Below are 19909 nucleotides of genomic sequence, written 5' to 3'. Positions count from 1 at the left end.
CCATGTTGAACCAACCGGCGACGGCCTTTGCGTCGGAAGGTTTTTTGCGGGCAGGCTTCATCTCGGTGCCGCGTTCAGCCATGACACCGGGCCACGCCGCCAAGGCGTTTCACGGTTCGATATGGCTCAAGCGACACGCTGATGGGCATCCTGGCCGCGTGGTGCATGAAAACGGCATTTTTTAGCCGTAAGGACAGAGACTTGCAACCTGTCAACAGGGCGTGATGGCGCAGCATGGACCCTCATCTGCGGTTTTGGTGAATCGCCCGTCCCTCCCCCAGGGCGAGCCGGCGCATGGTGCCGGCTAAGTGGAAATGCACGGGTCGAAGAAAAGTTCCCGTTTTTTTTGCTCCCCTGTAAATGGCTGTCCGCGCCATTGACTTGGCGGCCCCGCCGCGCCAGTTTGGCGACCGTCAGGGTCTTCCGAGTCGTGTGCGGCTCGGAGGCTAAGAGGGAAGCCGGTGCGATTGCTCCTGACGGAGCAGCAAGACCGGCGCTGCCCCCGCAACTGTGAACGGCGAGTTTCTGTCGCTCGATGCCACTGGTGAGACACCGGGAAGGCGAGACGGACGCTATGACCCGCAAGCCAGGAGACCTGCCCTGACAGTTCGTAACGTCCATGGGCGGGGTGTCCCAATGGTGTGCGTCTGCTTTCGCCTTTCGGCGAAATTCCAGCAGCGTGCGTCCGGCATCCCCCAATTTTCGATTGGGGAAGACATGTTTGCATTCACAGAGAACCAGTCTTCCGGCACCGGCAAGCCGGAATCCGTCTTCATCTCCTGGCTGCTCTGGCAGCCGCGCGGCGCCGACCTTGCGGTCGAGGCTTTGAAGGAGATGAAGAAGCTGTCGCAATACGAGGGCGCCGATCCCGACATCGCGCGCCTCAGGACGCTGTTCGCCTCGCTTGCGGGTGCGGACGGGCCGATTCATTAGGCGCAATCGCATAAACGCATGTTGACATAAAGATATCTTTATGTGACTTCGGTCGTGTTAGTTTGCACACCGGAGGCGCATTGCCATGGCCAACTCCCACCTGGACACCCTGTTCGGCCCCGAACTGCCGCCGCGCGACGGGCGCGAGATCCTCGCGGCGCTCCAGGCCGCGGCGAGGGAGCGCATCCTGGTGCTCGACGGCGCCATGGGCACGGAAATCCAGACGCTGAAACTGGTCGAGGACGATTTCCGGGGGACACGCTTCGGCGACTGCGCCTGCCACCAGCAGGGCAACAACGACCTCCTGACGCTGACCCAGCCGGGCGCGATCGAGGACATCCACTACCGCTATGCGCTGGCGGGCGCCGATATCCTCGAAACCAACACCTTCTCCTCCACCACCATCGCCCAGGCCGACTACGGCATGGAGGACATGGTCTATGAGCTGAACCGCGACGGCGCGCGCCTTGCCCGCCGCGCCGGCCTGCGCGCGCAGGAGAAGGACGGCCGCCGCCGCTTCGTCGCCGGCGCGCTCGGCCCGACGAACCGTACGGCCTCGATCTCGCCCGACGTCAACAATCCCGGCTACCGCGCCGTCACCTTCGACGATCTTCGCATCGCCTATGCCGAACAGGTGCGCGGCCTCATCGACGGCGGAGCGGACATCATCCTCATCGAGACGATCTTCGACACGCTGAACGCCAAGGCGGCGATCTTCGCCACGCGCGAGGTCTTCGAGGAAAAGGGCATCGACCTGCCCGTCATGATCTCGGGCACCATCACCGACCTTTCCGGCCGCACCCTTTCCGGCCAGACGCCGGAGGCCTTCTGGAACTCGGTTCGCCATGCCGATCCGTTCTCCATCGGCCTCAATTGCGCGCTCGGCGCCAACGCCATGCGCGCGCATCTCGCCGAGATCTCCGCTGTCGCCCAGACCTTCGTCTGCGCCTATCCCAATGCCGGCCTGCCGAACGCCTTCGGCCAGTACGACGAGACGCCGGACGAGATGGCCGCCCAGATCGAAGGCTTCATGCGCGACGGACTGGTCAACGTGGTCGGCGGCTGCTGCGGCTCGACGCCGGACCATATCCGCGCCATCGCCGAGGCGGCTTCACGCCATAAGCCGCGCGAAATCCCCGACATCCCGCGCCATATGCGGCTGTCCGGCCTCGAACCCTTCACGCTGACCGAGGCCATTCCCTTCGTGAATGTCGGCGAGCGCACCAATGTCACCGGCTCGGCGAAATTCCGCAAGCTGATCACGGCGGGCGACTATGCGGCCGCCCTCGACGTCGCGCGCGACCAGGTGGCGAACGGTGCGCAGGTCATCGACATCAACATGGACGAGGGGCTGATCGATTCCAGCAGGGCGATGGTGGAATACCTCAACCTCATCGCCGCCGAGCCGGATATCGCCCGCGTGCCCGTGATGATCGACTCCTCGAAATGGGAGGTGATCGAGGCGGGTCTCAAATGCGTGCAGGGCAAGCCGCTGGTCAACTCGATCTCGCTGAAGGAGGGGGAGGAAGCCTTCCTGCACCATGCGAAACTCGTGCGCGCCTATGGCGCGGCCGTCGTCGTCATGGCCTTCGACGAGACCGGCCAGGCCGATACGAAGGCGCGCAAGGTGGAGATCTGCACCCGCGCCTACAAGCTGCTCACCGAGGTCGCCGGCCTTGCGCCTGAAGATATCGTCTTCGACCCGAACATCTTCGCCGTCGCCACCGGCATCGAGGAGCACGACAATTACGGCGTCGACTTCATCGAGGCGACGGCCGAGATCACCGCGAGCCTGCCGCATGCCCATATCTCGGGCGGCGTCTCCAACCTTTCCTTCTCCTTCCGCGGCAACGAGCCGGTGCGCGAGGCGATGCACGCCGTCTTCCTCTACCACGCCATCCAGGCGGGCATGGACATGGGCATCGTCAATGCCGGCCAGCTCGCCGTCTACGACACGATCGAGGCCGACCTGCGCGAGGCCTGCGAGGACGTGGTGCTGAACCGCGTGCCGAAGGCCGGCGGCACCGCCACCGAGCGCATGCTCGATATCGCCGAGCGCTTCAAAGGTTCGGGCGGCAAGGAGGCCAAGGAACGCGATCTTGCCTGGCGCGACTGGCCGGTGGAAAAGCGGCTGGAGCATGCGCTGGTCAACGGCATCACCGAATTCGTCGAAGAGGACACGGAAGAGGCGCGGCAGAACGCCGAGCGCCCGCTGCATGTCATCGAGGGGCCGCTGATGGCCGGCATGAACGTCGTCGGCGACCTCTTCGGGGCCGGCAAGATGTTCCTGCCGCAGGTGGTGAAATCCGCCCGCGTGATGAAGCAGGCCGTCGCCGTTCTGCTGCCCTACATGGAAGCCGAAAAGCTTGCCAATGGCGGCAGCGGCGAGCGGCAGAGCGCGGGAAAAATCCTGATGGCGACGGTCAAGGGCGACGTGCACGATATCGGCAAGAACATCGTCGGCGTCGTGCTCGCCTGCAACAATTACGAGATCATCGACCTCGGTGTCATGGTGCCGGCGACGAAGATCCTGGAAACAGCGAAGGCGGAGAAGGTCGACATCATCGGCCTGTCCGGCCTCATCACGCCCTCGCTCGACGAGATGGTGCACGTCGCCGCGGAAATGGAGCGCGAAGGCTTCGACATCCCGCTTCTCATCGGCGGGGCGACGACGAGCCGCGTGCATACGGCGGTAAAAATCCATCCGCGCTATGACCGCGGCCAGGCGGTCTATGTCACCGATGCGAGCCGCGCCGTCGGCGTCGTCGGCAGCCTTTTGTCCGCGGACATGAAGCCCGGCTATGTCGAGACGCTGAAGGCGGAATACCGCAAGGTCGCCGATGCCCATGCCAGGAGCGAGGCGGAAAAGCAGCGCCTGCCCATCGCCAAGGCCCGCGACAACGCCTTCAAGGCCGACTGGTCCGCTTATACGCCGAAGGCGCCGTCCTTCCTCGGCACCCGCGTCTGGCAGGACTGGGACCTTGCGGAGCTTGCGCGCTACATCGACTGGACGCCGTTCTTCCAGACCTGGGAGCTGAAGGGCGTCTACCCCAAGATCCTCGACGACGAGAAGCAGGGCCCTGCGGCGCGCCAGCTCTTTGCCGACGCGCAGGCGATGCTGGAAAAGATCATCGCGGAAAAATGGTTCACGCCGAAGGCCGTCGTCGGCTTCTGGCCGGCGGGCACGGTCGGCGATGATATCCGCCTCTTCACCGACGAGGCGCGCAACAAGGAACTTGCCACCTTTTTCACGCTGCGCCAGCAGCTTTCCAAGCGCGACGGCCGGCCGAACGTGGCGCTTTCCGACTTCGTCGCGCCCGTCGACAGCGGCCGGCAGGACTATCTCGGGGGCTTCGTCGTCACGGCCGGCATCGGCGAGATCGCGATTGCCGAGCGCTTCGAGCGGGCGAATGACGACTACAACTCCATCCTCGTCAAGGCGCTCGCCGACCGTTTCGCCGAAGCCTTCGCCGAGCGCATGCACGAAGTCGTCCGCAAGGAGCTGTGGGGCTATGCGCCCGAGGAGACCTTCGCCCCGACGGAGCTCATCGGCGAGCCCTATGCCGGCATCCGCCCGGCGCCCGGCTATCCCGCCCAGCCGGACCATACGGAAAAGACGACGCTGTTCCGCCTGCTTGATGCAGAGAAGGAGATCGGCGTGGAACTGACCGAAAGCTATGCCATGTGGCCCGGCTCCTCCGTCTCGGGCCTCTACATCGCCGCGCCCGAAAGCTACTATTTCGGCGTCGCCAAGGTGGAGCGCGACCAGGTCGAGGACTATGCCCGCCGCAAGGGCATGACGGTCCCCGAGGTCGAGCGCTGGCTCGGGCCGGTGCTCAACTACGTGCCGACGACCGTACGGGAGAACGCGGCCTGATCTCTCTCAGGCCGTCGCGAGGTTCAACAGGAGCACCATGGCGTAGCTGGCGAGGACCAGCACGCCGAGCGAGAGCACGACCGCCGCGGTCACCCGCGGCCCGGCCCGCATCACGCGCCTGAGGTCGATGCCGAGGCCGAGTGCGGCCATGGAAAGGATGGTCAGCACCGTCGCGGCGCTGCTCATCGTCCCCGCCAGCCCGGCATCGATCAGCCCGACGCTGCGCGCGGCAAGCATGGCGAGAAAGCCGAGGATGAACCACGGCACGAGCCGGTGCAGCGCCGGACGGCGCCCGCCGGCCTTGCCCGACAGCAGCGACAGGAGGAAGATGACCGGTCCCAGCATCAGCACGCGCACCAGCTTGACGAAGGTGCCGATCTGGATGCTGAGCGCGGAGACCGGCGCGGTTGCCGCCAGGACCTGCGGCACCGCATAGACCGTCATGCCCGCCATCACGCCATAGCCCGTCGCCGACAGGCCGAGCAGCGGCACCAGCGCCGGCAAAAGCAGCACCGTGACCATCCCGAGAACCGCGGTGAAGGCGATGGAGGAGGCGACGTCCTCCGCATCGGCGCGGATGACCGGCGCGGTGGCCGCGATCGCGGAATTGCCGCAGATGGAGTTGCCGCAGGCCACCAGCAGCGCGACCCGGCGCGACAGGCCGAGGCCGCGCCCGATGCCGTAGCTGGCGACGAGCGCCACGGCCACCACCGCGGCGATGGCGCCGATCAGCGGCAGGCCCATGCCGGCGATCGCCGTGGCGCTGACGCCCGCGCCGAGCAGCACGATGGCGACTTCCAGGAAATACTTCGCCGAGAAGGCGATGCCGGGATCGAAGGCTTCCGGCCGGCGCAGCAGCAGCCGGCAGGCTGCGCCGATGAGGATCGCCAGCACCAGCGCCTCGATCCACGCACCGCCCGTCAGCCGCAATTCCAGCCGTTCGGCAAGCACGGCGAGGCCGGAAACGAAAGCGGAGAGGGCCATGCCCGGCAGCAAGGTGCGAATTCCAAGGATTGTTTGTTTGTTAGGTGAATTTTCCATGCGTCGACGATGCGCTTGAAAAACCATTCGATCCATCGGTAAATATCTGACATTTCATTCGATCGGATCGAACAATGATGACCTTGGAACAGCTCCGCATCTTCATCGCCGTGGCGGAACGGGAGCACCTGACCCGGGCGGCGGACGCGCTGAACCTGACGCCCTCGGCCGTCAGCTCGGCGATCCGTGTGCTGGAGGAGCGCTACGCCACGGCCTTGTTCCACAGGACGGGTCGGCGGATCGCGCTGACGGAGGCGGGGCTCGCCTTCCTGCCGGAGGCGAAGGCGACGCTTGCCCGCGCGGAAAGTGCGAACCTCTTCCTCACCGAGATCGGCGGGCTGAAGCGCGGCACGCTGGCGCTGGCCGCCAGCCAGACCGCCGGCGGCTACTGGCTGCCGCCGCGCCTGATGCGTTTCCGCCAATCCTATCCGGCCATCGACATCCGCATGATGGGCGGCAATACGGAACAGGTTGCCGACGCGATTCTTGACGGCCGGGCGGAACTCGGTTTCGTCGAAGGCGCGGTGGACCATCCCGCCTTGTCGCAGCGAGTCGTTGCGCGCGACCGCGTGGTGGTCGTCGCGCCGTCCGGTCATCCGCTGGCGGAAAAAGCCGTCACGCCCGACGATCTCGCCAGGGCGCGCTGGGTGCTGCGCGAACCCGGCTCCGGCACGCGCAGCGCGCTGACATCGGTGCTCGACGAGGCGCTGCTCGATATCGCGCTGTCGCTTCCGTCCAACGAGGCGGTGCGCAGCGCCGTGCTATCAGGCGATGCGCTGACGGCCGTTTCGGAATTCGTCGTGCGGGACGACCTTTCGGCCGGCCGGCTTGTGCCCATCGCCTTCGACCTGCCGGAACGCGCCTTCCGCCTGCTGCGGCACAAGGAGCGCTACCGTTCCAAGGCCGCGCTCGCTTTTGAAGATTTGCTTTAGTCGCCCCGGCCACGGAAACGGCGCTGGTAGGTGGGATCGTAAAGCGAGCTTTCGCGAAAATCTTCCGCCGCCAGCGTGCGGCCGACGAAGATCAGCGCCGTACGCTCGATCGGTTCTGCCGCGACCTTTTCAGCGATATCGGCCAGCGTGCCGCGCACCACGCGCTCGTCCGGCCAGGAGGCCTTGACCACGATCGCCACCGGGCAATCGGCTCCATAGAGCGGGGTCAGGTCCTCGACCACCGTGTCGAGCGCATGGATGGCGAGGTGGATGGCGAGCGTCGCACCCGTCGCGCCGAAGCCCGCCAGCGTCTCGCGGTTCGGCATGGGCGAGGCGCGGCCGGAAATGCGGGTGAGCACGAGGCTCTGCGCGACGGCCGGAATGGTGAGTTCGCGGCCGAGCGCGGCAGCGGCGGCGGCGAAGGAGGGGACACCCGGCGTCATCGTATAGGCGATCCCGTGTTTTTCGAGCCGGCGGATCTGTTCGGCAACGGCGCTCCAGACCGAGAGGTCGCCGGAATGGAGCCGCGCCACGTCCTCGCCCGCCGCAGCCGCGCGGCGATACTCCGCCTCGATCTCGTCCAGCGACATTGGCGCCGTATCGACGATGCGCGCGCCGGGCGGGCAATATTGCAGCAGTTCCGGCGAGACGATGGAGCCGGCATAGAGGCAGACCGGGCATTTGCCGATGAGATCGCGGCCGCGCACGGTGATGAGGTCGGCGGCGCCGGGGCCGGCGCCGATGAAGTGGACGGTCATTCTTTATCCTCGATATGTTTGGCCGGCTTCACCCAGCTCCATTGTGTCACCGGCATGGCCGGCCGCCATCCCGTCATCTGTCCGACGGGCGAGGCGCGTGCGATATCGATGCGGACCAGCGAGCCGCCGAGCCGGGCGTGCTGGGCGAGCAGCACCGCCTCCATTTCCGTCGTGACGGCATTGGCGACGAGCCGCCCGCCGGGCTTGAGACCGGCAAGCGCCGCATCCATCACGCCCGCCTCGCTGCCGCCGCCGCCGATGAAGACGGCGTCCGGCGCGGCAAGCCCGGCGAGCGCCTGCGGCGCCGCGCCTTCGATAACCGCAAGGCCCGGCACGCCGAAATCCTTCGCGTTGCGGCGGATGCGGGCAGCGCGCTCCGCATGGCCCTCGATGGCGATCGCTCGCAACGACGGATCGGCCAGCATCCACTCGATGCCGATGGAGCCGGAGCCGGCGCCGATATCCCACAACAGTTCGCCGCGCCGGGGGGCGAGCGCCGAGAGCGTCAGGGCGCGGACCTCGCGCTTGGTGATCTGGCCGTCATGCTCGAAAAGGCTGTCGTCGCGGCCGGGCGTGCAGGCGAGGACGCGCGCGCCTTCCGCGGCCGTAACCTCTACGGCGCAGACATTCAGCATGTCCGCATCCGCGAGCGAAAACTGGTCCGCCCGATGGTGGCTCACCCGCTCCCGCGCGCCGCCGAGCGCTTCGAGAACGATGAAAGTGGAGGCGCCGAAGCCGCTTTCGGTCAGCAGCGCTGCGAGCGCGGCCGGCCCGTCGCTGTCCGAGGTCAGGGCAAGGATGCGGCTGCCGGGGTGCAGGTGCGAGCGGATGAGGTCGAGGGGGCGGCCATGCAGCGAGACGCAGGCCGTGTCCTGCAAGGCCCAGCCCATGCGCGAGGCCGCGAGGCTGAAGGCGGACGGTGCCGGGAAGACGCGCATTTCCGCCCGCTTTATCCGCCGCGACAGCGTGACGCCGACGCCGTAGAAGAACGGATCGCCCGAGGCAAGCACCACGACGGGGTGACCGCGTGCGGCGAGCACCGCCTCGACGGAGCGCTCGAAGGGGCTGAGCCAGGCGTGCCGCGCACCGCGGATCGCGGCATCGGCCAATTCCAGGTGCCGCGCGCCGCCAAAAACGTGCTCGGCGGCGGCGATGGCGGCCTTGGCCGCGTCGCCGAGACCGGCTAGACCATCCTCGCCGATCCCGACAACGGTGAGCCATGGGGCGGCGGTGGAAAGGGCTGGATCAGGCGTGGACAAGAGACGCATCCTCATACTGGGCGGCACGGCCGAGGCGCGCGAACTTGCGGCCCGCCTCGCCGGCAGGGCCGATCTTGCCGTTACGCTGTCGCTCGCCGGCCGCACGCTCGATCCTGCGCCGCAGCCGGTGCCGGTGCGCAGCGGCGGTTTCGGCGGCGTGGCAGGACTTGCCGCCTATCTCACTGAACAGGCCGTCGATCTCCTTGTCGATGCAACGCATCCTTTCGCAAGGCAGATTTCCGCCAATGCCCGTGCGGCGAGCGACACGGCCGGCATTGCCTTGCTGCGGCTGGAGCGGTTCGGCTGGGACGAGGCGGAGGGGGACCGCTGGATGCGGGTCGGCTCGGTCGGCGAGGCGGTGGCGGCGCTGGGTGCGCAGCCGCGCCGCGTCTTCCTCGCCATCGGCCGGCAGGAGGCGAAGGCCTTTGACGCGGCGCCGCAGCACCATTATCTGGTGCGCAGCGTCGATCCCGTCGATCCGCCGCTGGATGCGCCCGATGTCGAATACCTCTTGGCGCGCGGCCCGTTCGCCGTCGAGGCGGAGGTAGCGCTGCTGCGGGACCATGACATCGATATCATCGTCAGCAAGAATTCCGGCGGCGATGCCACCCATGGCAAGATCGTCGCCGCGCGCATCCTCGGCCTTCCCGTCGTGCTGGTCGAGCGGACGGGCGCGGATGGCGGCCACCGGGCCGAGACGGTCGAGGATGCGCTGCGGCTTGTCGATCATCTCGCCGCGTCCTTCAGGAATCGCGGCGTATAGACGAGATCCGGCAGGGATGGGCGGGTAATGATGCGCGTCTCGGGCGAGCCGATGACGACACAGGTCGCCATGTCGGCGCGCTCGGCCTCGGCCTCGCCCAGAGGCATGACCAGCATGCGTTCGTCCGGCCGGCCGGCGGCGCGGCCGAAGATGACAGGCGTTTTCGCCGGCAGCGTCTCGCGCAGGACCTCGAAGGCGCGGCCGAGCTGCCAGGGCCGCGCCTTGCTGATCGGGTTGTAGAGCGCGATGACGAGACCGGCCTCGGAGACCATGCGCAGCCGCTTCTCGATGATCTCCCAGGGCTTCAGGTTGTCGGAGAGCGAGATGGCGCAGAAATCGTGGCCGAGCGGCGCGCCGATACGCGCGGCGACCGCCAGCATGGCCGTGACGCCGGGCACGACGACGAGATCGACGGACTTCCATTCCTCCGGCCCGGCATCGATCGCCTCGCAGACGGCGGCCGCCATGGCGAAGACGCCGGGATCGCCGCCCGAGACGACGCAGACATTCACCCCCGCCGCCGCCCGTGTGAGGGCGGCCTGGGCCCGGTTCAGCTCCTCGCGATTGTCCGAGGCGACCTTGATCTGGTCCGGCCTCAGATCCAGCCGGTCGATATAGGGGAAATAGCCGAAGAATTCGGTCGAAGCTTCGACGGCGTGGAGCGCTTCCGGCGTCATCTGGTCGGGATTGCCGGGGCCGGTGCCGATCACGAAAAGCTTGCCGGTCATCCGCGCGCGCTCCAGCCGGGCACGAGGACCAGCGAAAAATAGGGCGCGGTATCGTCGAGCTTTTCCGAGAGGCGCATGGACTTGCCGGTCGTCATCGTGCCGCGCTCGACATAGATCGCCTCGCCGAGCCGGCCGGCCTGCGACAGCGCCCGGCGGATCTTCGGCAGGTTGCGGCCGACCTTCATGATGACGGCGGCCTCGGTGTCGACGAGGCGGCGCGACAGTTCCGCCTCGCCCATCGTGCCGGGCAGCACGGAGAGCACGTCGTCGCCCTGCACGATCGGCAGGCCCGAGAGCGACCAGCAGCCGGACATCGCCGTGATGCCGGGAATGACCTCGGTGGGAAACCGGTCGGCGAGCCGCACATGCAGATGCATGTAGGAGCCGTAGAACATCGGATCGCCCTCCGAGAGGATCGCGACGGTGCGGCCGGCTGCAAGGTGTTCCGCCACGGCGGCGGCCGAGGCGTCGTAGAAGGCCGTGATCTGGCGCTTGTAGTCGTCGTGGTCCTTGTCGATCTCGGTCGTCACCGGATAGTAGAGCGGCAGCTCCGCCATGCCGGGCTTGAGCAGGCCCTCGACGATGGCGCGGCCATTGCCGGCGCGGCCTGCCTTGGCGAAATAGGCGAGCACGTCGGCCTCGCTGATCGCGCGCACGGCCTTCAGCGTCAGGAGTTCCGGATCGCCAGGCCCCGTGCCCACGCCGTAGAGTCGTCCCGTCATCGTCATCATGTTCATAGTCCAGGCCTTGCCAGCGAGTTGAGGGCGGCCGCCGTCATGGCGCTGCCGCCGAGGCGGCCGCGCACGATGGCGAAGGGCACGCCATAGGAATCTTCCGCCAGCGCATCCTTCGATTCCGCCGCGCCGACGAAGCCGACCGGCATGCCGAGGATCGCCGCCGGCTTGGGCGCGCCGTCGCGCAGCAGTTCGAGCAGGTAGAAGAGCGCGGTCGGCGCATTGCCGATGGCGACCACGGAGCCCGCCATGCGGTCGAGCCACAGGCGGATGGCGGCGGCCGAGCGGGTATTGCCGGTTTCCTGCGCCAGTGCCGGCGTGCGCGGATCGCGCAGCGTGCAGATCACGTCGTTGTTCGCCGGCAGGCGGGCGGCCGTGACGCCGCGGGCGACCATTTCAGCATCGCAGAAGATCGGCGCGCCGGCCTGAAGCGCCGCGCGGGCGGAGCCGACGAAATCCGGCGAGAAGACGAAATGCGGTGCCGCCTCGACAAGGCCGGCGGCATGGATCATGCGCACGGCGACATCCGCTTCCGCCTCGGAAAAGCGGGCGAGGTCGGCCTCGGCGCGGATGATCGCGAAGGATTTTTCATAGATGGCCGTGCCATCCTTGATGTAGTCGTACTGGGTCATTGTTTGCCTTGATATGCGGAGATGAGGGCGGCGGGCGCCGTGCGGTCGATAAGGCCCCGCGCCGTCTCCCCGTCCCGGCGCCGCGCGCGCAAAAAGGTGCCGAGGCGATCGATCGCCGGCTGCAGGTCATCGGCGGGAAGGCTTGCCACGGGCCCGTCGCTCGCCCGCCCGTCGAGGATGAGCCCGATGCCGGCTTGCGTGCCGCAGAGCGTGACGGCGGCTGCGGCCGGATGGGCGCAGCCCTTCGGGCAGCCGGAAAGGTGTACGTCGATGGAGCCGTCCAGCAGCGTGCCGGCCGCTGCCGCCAGGGCATCGGCCGCCGTATGCGTGTCGAAGCCGGCGGAAGCGCAGCCGGCGGCACCGGCGCAGATCGAGATGGAGCGGCCGGGCGCATCGTCCGAAGCCCAGAACCCTTCGCGATCGGCGCAGGCGCGGGCCGCGGCCAGCATTTCCCCGGAGAGGCCGCGCACCAGCAGGCTGCGATGCGGGGCGAGACGGAATTCTGTGGCTCCGCAGGCGGAAAGGCCTTTTGCCAGCGCGGAAAGCCGGTGGGCATGGACCTGACCATAGGCCGGCGCGAGGCCGAGGACGGTTTCATTGCCGATACGGTGCGCGCCGAGCGGGTGAACGGCGGGCAGGGGAGCGGCCGCGACGGAAGGCGTAGCGTGCAGGACCGCCAACAGTGCCGCGGCATCGAGGTCGCGGCCGCGGGCGGCAGGCCCGAGCACTGCCAGTGCCGCGATGACGGTCATGATACCGTCCAGCAGGCTCGCCGGCGGCAGCAGCGCGACGGTTTTTGCGGACGCGCGGTCACCGCCGACCGAGAGGCGCCATGCAACGCCGTCCACCGTCGGCACGGCATCCAGCCGGATATCGGCGACCATGTCGGCAAGGGAGAGAACGCCGCCGCCGTCGATGACGATGGCGAGCTTGGGTGCGAGGGCAAACGATGCGGCGGCGAGCGCGGCGCGCAGTGCGGCAGCGACGGGTGCGGCGTCGGCCATTTCGGACGGGTCGATGCCGGTAAGCGGGGGAACCTCGATGGCGACACCCGTCTGCGGGACGATGCCGGCGGCGGCAAGGCCGGTGGAAAGACGTGGCACCGTTTCGTGGCTCAGGCCGCGAAGCTGGAGATTGCCGCGCGCGGTGATCTCGATCAGGCCGTTGCCATGCTGGCGCGCGAGACCGGCAAGGGCAACGAGATCCTGTGCGCTCAACGCGGCCGCGACCGGGCGCAGGCGCACCAGAAGGCCGTCGCCCGTCTGCATGGGGGTGGCGAGCGACGGGCAGGCGCCGCGCCGCAGGGCGTCCGCGTTATTCTGCGTCAGGGCAAGGGGCACCGTCATGCCGCGCCCTCCTCGGCCTCGGCGGCGGGGCGGCGGATCAGGTAGGTGTCCATGATCCAGCCGTGCTCCTCACGCGCCTTGCGGCGGGTCTCGGTGATGGTCTCGGCCATGTCGGCGAGCCGGCCGGAGAGGAGGATCTCGTGCGGCGTGCCGAGATAGGCACCCCACCAGATTTCCGCCTCCGGATCCTCCACCGTGCGGAAAGCCTGCACGCCGTCGAGCATGACGAGCGCATCGCGCGCCGATTCCGGCCATCCTTCGGCGAGGCGGCGGCCGGTGGTGATCTCGACGGGCAGGCCGATGCGGTTGAGCGCGATGCCGTGGCCGGCGCAGAGCGCCTGCACGCTGGTGATGCCGGGAATGACTTCTGTCTCGAAGGTGACGTGCCCCGCCGTGCGGACATGATCGACGATGCGCAGCGTGCTGTCGTAGAGCATCGGATCACCCCATACGAGCAGGCCGAGCGTCTCGTCCTCACCGACTTCGGTGAGGAGCGTGCGCTCGTAGATGGCGGCGATGGCGCGGTGCCAGTCGTTGACGCCGTCTTCGTAGGCGCCGTCGGCGCGGCGCACCGGGACGGCATAGTCGAGCATGCGGCAGGCGGGATTGGTGAGGAAGCGGTCGCAGATCTCGTGCCTGATATCGGCGAGATAGGCCTTCTCCGCGCCCTTCAGCGGGATGAGCAGCACATCGGCCCGGTTCAGCGCGTTGATCGCCTGAACGGTCATGTGCTCGGGATTGCCCGCGCCGATCCCGATGACCAGTATCTTTCTCAAAATCCGTCTCCCGTGCGGCTGGCGCTCCCGGTTTGCGGCCCGACTTGAGTCCCGCATCCCTTCCTAATCCCAAAAGCCGACGGAAAACAGCCCCCGGATCGCGTCCTTTGACGGTCTTTTTGAGACGCCCGGCAATTGGTCAGGCTGCGTTCCTGCTCGTCAGGTAAGCGCGCGGCGAGGTGCCGAGCATGCGCTTGAACATGGTGGTGAAGGCCGGCACGCTCTCGTAACCCGCATCGAGCGCCACGCGCGTCACCGGTTCGCCGGCGGCAAGGCGCGGCAGGCAGGCGAAAAGGCAGGCCTGCTGGCGCCAGGTGACGAAGCTGACGCCCATTTCCTGCCGGAAGAAACGCGTGAAGGTGCGCCGGCTCATGTTGAGGCGCCTGGCCCAATCGTCGATCTTCGCCGTCGGCGAGGGCTGCTCGACGAAATCGCGGCAGAGGCCGGCTAGCCGCCCGCTCACCGGGAAGGGCAAGCCGAGACGGCGCTCCGGCAGGCGGCCGATCTCGTCGAGCAGCAGCGCCATGACGAGTTCCTCGCGCCCGCGATCCTCCGCCATCGCGCCCTTGCGCACGGCCTCGGCAATCAGCTGCCGGGCAAGGTCGGTCACTTCGAGTACCGCCGGCTCCAGCGACGCCGCCCGTCCCTCGGGCGAATAGATATAGACCGAGCGCATGCTGACATCGCTGTACATCTCGACGGAATGTTCGAGGCCGCGCGGAATGAGCAGCGCATGGCCGGGCGGGATCATCCAGCGGCCGCGATCGGTCGCCACCAGCACGACGCCGGCGAAAACGCAAAGGAACTGCGTGCGGCGATGCCGGTGCGGCGGCACGGTATAGCCGCCCGGAATATCCGCACTGTGGACGAGGACATCCTCGTTCGACTGCTCCATGCGGGCAAGGTTGCGCAGGTGGTCGGCATCCAGCGCCTTGAGGCGCGCCGCTGTCAATTTTTCCATCTTTGGCCCAATCGCGTAAGAAATGGACCTCAGCACAAAAGCAGGCCGCCGGCAATCCTTGTATGTGAGCAAAAACCGCCGGACTAAAGCGGATCATTCTCGAGGACATCATGTCGACTGCCGTTCCCACGGCGCCGCGCAGCGCCGCCGCCACAACCTATTCCATCATCGTTGCCGTCAGCGCGTGCCATATGCTGAACGACATCATGCAATCGCTGCTGACGTCGCTCTATCCGCTGCTGAAGGAAAACTATTCGCTCGATTTCGTGCAGATCGGCCTTCTGACGATGGCCTTCCAGGTCACCGCGTCGCTGTTGCAGCCGGCCGTCGGCGTCGTCACGGACCGCTGGCCGATGCCCTTCTCGCTGCCGGTCGGCATGGGCAGCACCTTTGTCGGGCTCATCCTGCTCGCCTATGCGCATTCCTTCCCCATGCTGGTCTTCGGCGCGTGCCTGATCGGCCTCGGCTCGGCGATCTTCCACCCGGAATCCTCACGCGTCGCGCGCCTTGCCTCCGGCGGGCGCCATGGCCTTGCCCAATCCATGTTCCAGGTCGGCGGCAATGCCGGCACGGCGATCGGCCCGCTGCTCGCCGCTTTCATCGTGCTGCCCTTCGGCCAGACGAGCGTCGCCTGGCTCTCGGCCGTCGCCCTGGTCGGCATGGTCATCCTGACCTGGGTCGGCAACTGGTATGCCGGCGAACGGCGCCTTGCCGCCGGCCGTCCTCCCGTCAGCCGTGAACTGCCTCTGCCGCGCGGCCGCGTTGCCTGGGCGCTGGCCGTGCTCGTGCTGCTCACGACGACGAAGAACGCCTATCTCTCCAGCGTTTCCAGCTATTTCACCTTCTACACGATCGGCCGCTTCGGCCTCAGCGTGCAGGAAGCGCAGCTCATGTTGTTCCTCTTCCTCGGCGCCTCGGCCGTCGGCGTGTTCATGGGCGGGCCGATCGGCGACCGCTTTGGCACGCGCTTCGTGATCTGGTTCTCGATCCTCGGCGTCATCCCCTTCGCGCTGATGCTGCCCTATGCGAACCTGTTCTGGACCGGTGTGCTGACGGTGCTGATCGGCCTGATCTTCTCCTCGGCCTTCTCCGCCATCGTCGTCTTCGCGCAGGAGCTGGTGCCGGGACGCGTCGGCCTGATCGCCGGCATCTTCTTCGGCTTCGCCTTCGGGGCCGGCGGTCTTGGCGCGGCCCTGCTCGGCGGCGTCGCCGACCGCCATGGCATCGACTACGTCTACCAGATCTGCTCGTACATGCCGCTGCTCGGCATCCTGACGATCTTCCTGCCGCGCCTGCCGGCAAAGCACTGAACGAGAAAACGCCCGGCTTCAGCCGGGCGTTTTGCTTCAAGGGGACATTAGAAGCGGGCGCCCGCGAAATGGGCGATCTGGGCGCCGAGTTCGTAATAGCCCTCGCGCACCGCGCGGAAGGACGGGGCCTCCGGATCGGTGACCGGCAGGGGGAGGTCCATCTCGGCGATCTCGCCGGAAACCAGCGCGGCCAGCGTCTTGCCAAAGACGGTGCCGGGCGCGATGCCGCGGCCGTTATAGCCGGAAAAGCCGATGACGTTCTCCGCAAGGCGATGGAAGCGGGGAAGATTGTCCGAGGTCATGCCGATCTTGCCGTACCATTCGGCCTCGAAGGCGACGTCGCCGATATCGGGGAAGAGCTTTTTCAACGCGCGCCGCGCCCAGGCCTTGTGGATGCCGGTGCCCGTGCCGCGCAGCGCCCCGACGCTGCCGAAGACCAGCCGGCCGCGCTTGTCGAAGCGGAAGGAGGACAGCACTTCCTGCGTATCCCATGCGCCCTGGCGCTCGGGCAGGATCCTCGCCTGCATTTCGGCCGAAAGCGGCGCGGTGGCGAAGTTGAAATAGGGAAGGTGCACGAGCTCGGCACGCACCTCGTTCCACGGTGCGACCGTATAGGCATTGGTCGCCACGACCACCCAATCCGCCGTCACCGAACCGCGCGGCGTCTTCACCGTCCAGCGCTTGCCGTTCCGCTCGGCGCCTGTCACCGGGCTGCCGGTGAAGACCTGCGCGCCCGCGGTGATCGCGGCGCGGGCTAGGCCGCGCGCATAGGCGAGCGGCTGGATCGTGCCGGCGCGCATGTCGAGCAGCGACCCGGCATAGGCTTCCGTGCCGACCTTTTTCGCGGTTTCTGCCGCATCGAGCAGCCGCACTGGCGCGCCACGGCGCGCCCATTGCTCGGCGCGCTGCTTGAGTTCGTCGAGGCCGGACTGGCCGACGGCGCAGTGCAGCGTGCCGGCCGGGTTGATCTCGCAGTCGATCTTGTGCTTCTCGACCAGATCGAAGACGAGGCGCGGCGCGTTGCCGAGCAGTTCGAGCAGCCGGCTGCCATAGAGGTCGCCGAGCACGCCGGGCAGCTCGTCCGGCAGTACCCACATGCCGGCATTGACGAGGCCGACATTGCGGCCCGAACCGCCGTAACCGATTTCGGCGCCTTCCAGCAGGACGACCTTCGTGCCGCGCTCGGCAAGGTGCAGCGCAGTTGAAAAGCCGGTGTAGCCGCCACCGACGATCACGACATCCGCCTCCGCCGCGCCGGAAAAGGCGACCGTTTCGGGAGCGGGCGGGGCGGTCATCTCCCAAAGGCCATGGGAGCGCGGGTCGTTGAGCATGGTGGTCTGTCTTTTCGGAAGGAGAATCTATCCTCGCACCATCGGCGAAGCGGCACCATGACGAAAGCAAAAATTCAGAACGGGGTCATGCCCCGACTGCATGAGGCGGCAAGGGATTGCTTCAGGGAACTTCCTTGGCGATCCAGGCGCGAAAGGCCTGGCTCAGCGGGTTTTCGAGCTTTCCTTCCGGTACCACGAGATAATAGCTGTTCTCCGTCTCCATCGGCCGGTCGAAGACGACGGCGAGGCGCCCGCTCGCAAGCTCCTGCTCGATGAGATATTTCGGCAGGAGCGCGAAGCCGAGGCCGGCAACGGCCGACTCGATCACCATGGCGAACTGGTCGAAGCGGTGGCCGCGATAGGCGGTGTCCGCCGAAGCGCCGTTCAGCTCGAACCATTGCGCCCAGAGTTTCGGGCGTGTCGCCAGATGAAGCAGCGGCGCCCTTTCGAGATCCTTCGGTTCGGTGAGGTTCCAGGATGCGATAAGGTCCGGGCTGGCGGCGGGCAGGATGACCTCGCTGCACAGGTAGGAGCATGCCGCCCGCGCCCAGACCGGCTGGCCGTAATGGATCGCGAGGTCGAAGTTCTCCTCGTCGAAATCGAACGGTGCGGAACGCGAGGCGATGTTGATGATCGTGCCGGGGTTTTCCGCAAGGAAGCCCGGAATGCGCGGTGTCAGCCAGCGGCTGCCGAAAGTCGGCAGCGTCGCGATGGCGAGGCTGTGCTCGGAGGAGGCCGAGGCCATGGCGCGCAGCATGGTCTCTTCCGTCTGGTGCAGCAGCTTGCGCACTTCCGGCAGGAAGCGGCGTCCGTCGTCGGATAGCACGACGCGCTGGCGCACGCGCTCGAAGAGCAGCACGCCGAGTTGTTCCTCCAGGTCCTTGATCTGTCGGCTGACGGCGCTCTGGGTGAGGTTCAGCTCATGCGCCGCCTGGGTGAAGCTGCCATGGCGGGCAGCGCATTCGAACGCCTGCAGCGTGGTGACGTCGGGGATCAGCCTGCGACTGAGCTTCATTCATTCCTCGCATCAACATAGTCAGAACGGTCGCGATCGCTCAAGGAAACGATCCGGTATGATCCGTTTTGAGAATGATCAGGGCCTCCCACCTTGTAAGATGAGATCGCTTCCCATGAAAGCAAATTCGTACGTTTCCGCAGACAAGATCCGCTCGGATTTCTCCGCCGCCATGTCGGCCATGTACCGCGACGAGGTGCCGGCCTACGGCACGCTGATGTCGCTGGTCGCCGACGTCAACGACGAGACGCTGTCCGCCGACCCGCACCTCAAGGCGCGGCTCGAAGCAACCGATACGCTCGAGCGCATTTCGCAAGAGCGCCACGGCGCCATCCGTCTCGGCACGCCGGAAGAGCTGTCCATGATGCGCCGCGTCTTCGCGGTGATGGGCATGTTCCCGGTCGGCTATTACGATCTTTCCACGGCCGGCGTGCCGGTGCATTCCACCGCCTTCCGCCCGGTCGGTGCGGAAAGCCTCAGCCGCAATCCGTTCCGCGTCTTCACCTCGCTGCTCCGTCTCGATCTCATCGCCGACGAGGCGCTGCGCGAGGAGGCCGCCACGGTGCTGGCCGGCCGCAAGATCTTCACCAACACGGCGGTCGCGCTGGTCGAAAAGGCGGAGCGGGACGGCGGCCTCGATCGGTCGGATGCCGCCCGCTTCGTGAGCGAAGTGCTGGAAACCTTCCGCTGGCACGACCACGCCATCGTCAGCGCCGACATGTACAAGCGGCTGCACGACGCGCATCGCCTCATTGCCGACGTCGTCTCCTTCAAGGGGCCGCACATCAACCACCTGACGCCCCGCACACTCGATATCGACAAGGTGCAGGCGCGCATGCCGCAGGAGGGCATCGCGCCCAAGGCCGTGGTCGAGGGGCCGCCGACGCGCGCCTGCCCGATCCTCCTGCGCCAGACCTCCTTCAAGGCGCTGGAAGAGGCCGTCGCCTTCATCGCGGAGGACGGCAGCGCGCAGAAGGGCTCGCACACCGCCCGCTTCGGCGAGATCGAACAGCGCGGCGTGGCGCTGACGCCGAAGGGGCGCGCGCTCTACGACAGGCTGCTCACCGAGACCCGCGCGTGCGTGCGCCCGGCTGCCGACGGCTCGAATGCCGGCGCGTACGAAGCGGCGCTTGCCGACGTCTTCAAGGCCTTCCCGGATGATTGGGACGGCATCCGCAAGGCGCGCCTCGGCTATTTCCGCTACTCCCTGACGGAGAAGGGCAAGCGCGTCACGGGCCGTAGCGCCGATCTCGAAACGGCGATCGAAGCCGGCCTCATCCAGTTCGATCCGATCGTCTACGAGGATTTCCTGCCGGTCAGCGCCGCGGGTATCTTCCAGTCCAACCTCGGCGACGACGCGACGCAGGATTTTGTCGCGAGCCCCAACCAGGTGATGTTCGAGCGCGATCTCGGCGCGGCCGTGCTGGACGAATTCGCCCACTATGCCGGTATCGAGCGCGCCTCGCTTGAAATGTGCCTCGGCATCGTCAACATGGCTGCCGCCGCGGAGTGA

18 protein-coding genes and 1 riboswitch are annotated in these 19909 nt (G+C 67.2%); of the genes, 7 read left to right on the top strand and 11 right to left on the bottom strand.

Features of this window, described 5'->3' with window-relative positions; translation table 11 throughout:
- Positions 1–2: 2 nt before the first annotated feature.
- The 3 genes from Q9316_RS18045 to metH all read left to right on the top strand — a co-directional run bounded on the left by Q9316_RS18045 (position 3) and on the right by metH (position 4810).
- Positions 3–185 (top strand): hypothetical protein, encoded by a 183-nt coding sequence (locus Q9316_RS18045; protein ID WP_306032941.1) that lies wholly within the window; start codon positions 3–5, stop codon positions 183–185.
- Between the two features lie 214 nt (positions 186–399).
- Positions 400–617: riboswitch (cobalamin riboswitch) on the top strand.
- A 100-nt stretch (positions 618–717) separates the two neighbouring features.
- The gene (locus tag Q9316_RS18040) at positions 718–933 is read left to right on the top strand and encodes a hypothetical protein (RefSeq protein ID WP_306032940.1); all 216 of its coding nucleotides are present in this window, start codon (positions 718–720) and stop codon (positions 931–933) included.
- Positions 934–1018: 85 nt separating this feature from the next.
- Positions 1019–4810 (top strand): methionine synthase, encoded by a 3792-nt coding sequence (gene metH / locus Q9316_RS18035; RefSeq protein WP_306032939.1) that lies wholly within the window; start codon positions 1019–1021, stop codon positions 4808–4810.
- A 6-nt stretch (positions 4811–4816) separates the two neighbouring features.
- Here the strand turns inward: metH and Q9316_RS18030 are convergent, their stop codons facing one another.
- Complete coding sequence (locus Q9316_RS18030) at positions 4817–5851, bottom strand: YeiH family protein (RefSeq protein ID WP_306032938.1); 1035 nt, start codon at positions 5849–5851, stop codon at positions 4817–4819.
- Positions 5852–5928: 77 nt separating this feature from the next.
- On the opposite strand from Q9316_RS18030, the gene Q9316_RS18025 reads away from it, so the two are divergent.
- The gene (locus tag Q9316_RS18025) at positions 5929–6783 is read left to right on the top strand and encodes a LysR substrate-binding domain-containing protein (protein ID WP_306035352.1); all 855 of its coding nucleotides are present in this window, start codon (positions 5929–5931) and stop codon (positions 6781–6783) included.
- On the opposite strand, the gene cobM is transcribed toward Q9316_RS18025, so the two are convergent.
- Both cobM and cbiE read right to left on the bottom strand, forming a co-directional pair.
- A complete protein-coding gene (cobM, locus tag Q9316_RS18020) occupies positions 6780–7541 on the bottom strand; it encodes a precorrin-4 C(11)-methyltransferase (protein WP_306032937.1) in 762 nt (253 codons plus the stop codon). The genes Q9316_RS18025 and cobM overlap by 4 nt on opposite strands.
- A complete protein-coding gene (cbiE, locus tag Q9316_RS18015; RefSeq protein ID WP_306032936.1) occupies positions 7538–8809 on the bottom strand; it encodes a precorrin-6y C5,15-methyltransferase (decarboxylating) subunit CbiE in 1272 nt (423 codons plus the stop codon). Before cbiE ends, cobM begins: the two co-directional genes overlap by 4 nt.
- Between cbiE and Q9316_RS18010 the strand changes: the two genes are divergently transcribed.
- On the top strand, positions 8793–9563 hold the full coding sequence (locus Q9316_RS18010) for a cobalt-precorrin-6A reductase (protein ID WP_306032935.1): 771 nt from the start codon (positions 8793–8795) through the stop codon (positions 9561–9563). The genes cbiE and Q9316_RS18010 overlap by 17 nt on opposite strands.
- Here Q9316_RS18010 and Q9316_RS18005 read toward each other — a convergent pair.
- From Q9316_RS18005 to Q9316_RS17980, 6 genes are all read right to left on the bottom strand, one after another.
- Positions 9527–10291 (bottom strand): precorrin-3B C(17)-methyltransferase, encoded by a 765-nt coding sequence (locus Q9316_RS18005; protein ID WP_306032934.1) that lies wholly within the window; start codon positions 10289–10291, stop codon positions 9527–9529. The two genes, Q9316_RS18010 and Q9316_RS18005, sit on opposite strands and share 37 nt — an antisense overlap.
- On the bottom strand, positions 10288–11019 hold the full coding sequence (locus Q9316_RS18000; protein WP_306035351.1) for a precorrin-2 C(20)-methyltransferase: 732 nt from the start codon (positions 11017–11019) through the stop codon (positions 10288–10290). Before Q9316_RS18000 ends, Q9316_RS18005 begins: the two co-directional genes overlap by 4 nt.
- A gap of 5 nt (positions 11020–11024) precedes the next feature.
- A complete protein-coding gene (locus Q9316_RS17995; protein ID WP_306032933.1) occupies positions 11025–11657 on the bottom strand; it encodes a precorrin-8X methylmutase in 633 nt (210 codons plus the stop codon).
- On the bottom strand, positions 11654–13003 hold the full coding sequence (cobG, locus tag Q9316_RS17990; RefSeq protein ID WP_306032932.1) for a precorrin-3B synthase: 1350 nt from the start codon (positions 13001–13003) through the stop codon (positions 11654–11656). The genes Q9316_RS17995 and cobG overlap by 4 nt, the downstream gene beginning before the upstream one ends.
- Positions 13000–13779 (bottom strand): precorrin-6A synthase (deacetylating), encoded by a 780-nt coding sequence (gene cobF, locus Q9316_RS17985; protein ID WP_306032931.1) that lies wholly within the window; start codon positions 13777–13779, stop codon positions 13000–13002. The genes cobG and cobF overlap by 4 nt, the downstream gene beginning before the upstream one ends.
- Before the next feature lie 139 nt (positions 13780–13918).
- On the bottom strand, positions 13919–14740 hold the full coding sequence (locus Q9316_RS17980; RefSeq protein ID WP_306032930.1) for an AraC family transcriptional regulator: 822 nt from the start codon (positions 14738–14740) through the stop codon (positions 13919–13921).
- A 110-nt stretch (positions 14741–14850) separates the two neighbouring features.
- On the opposite strand from Q9316_RS17980, the gene Q9316_RS17975 reads away from it, so the two are divergent.
- Positions 14851–16050, top strand: a complete 1200-nt coding sequence (locus tag Q9316_RS17975) for an MFS transporter (RefSeq protein ID WP_306032929.1) — start codon at positions 14851–14853, stop codon at positions 16048–16050.
- A gap of 47 nt (positions 16051–16097) precedes the next feature.
- On the opposite strand, the gene Q9316_RS17970 is transcribed toward Q9316_RS17975, so the two are convergent.
- Both Q9316_RS17970 and Q9316_RS17965 read right to left on the bottom strand, forming a co-directional pair.
- Positions 16098–17381 (bottom strand): NAD(P)/FAD-dependent oxidoreductase, encoded by a 1284-nt coding sequence (locus tag Q9316_RS17970; protein ID WP_306032928.1) that lies wholly within the window; start codon positions 17379–17381, stop codon positions 16098–16100.
- A 121-nt stretch (positions 17382–17502) separates the two neighbouring features.
- A complete protein-coding gene (locus tag Q9316_RS17965) occupies positions 17503–18396 on the bottom strand; it encodes a LysR family transcriptional regulator (protein WP_306032927.1) in 894 nt (297 codons plus the stop codon).
- Between the two features lie 115 nt (positions 18397–18511).
- Here Q9316_RS17965 and hglS point away from each other — a divergent pair, with 115 nt between their 5' ends.
- Positions 18512–19909 (top strand): 2-oxoadipate dioxygenase/decarboxylase HglS, encoded by a 1398-nt coding sequence (gene hglS / locus Q9316_RS17960; protein ID WP_306032926.1) that lies wholly within the window; start codon positions 18512–18514, stop codon positions 19907–19909.

The organism is Shinella zoogloeoides (genome assembly GCF_030733845.1).
Taxonomy (GTDB): Bacteria; Pseudomonadota; Alphaproteobacteria; order Rhizobiales; family Rhizobiaceae; genus Shinella; species Shinella zoogloeoides_C.
The sequence above is the reverse complement of the archived record's forward strand: the minus strand, read 5'-3'. Positions and strand labels throughout refer to the sequence as shown.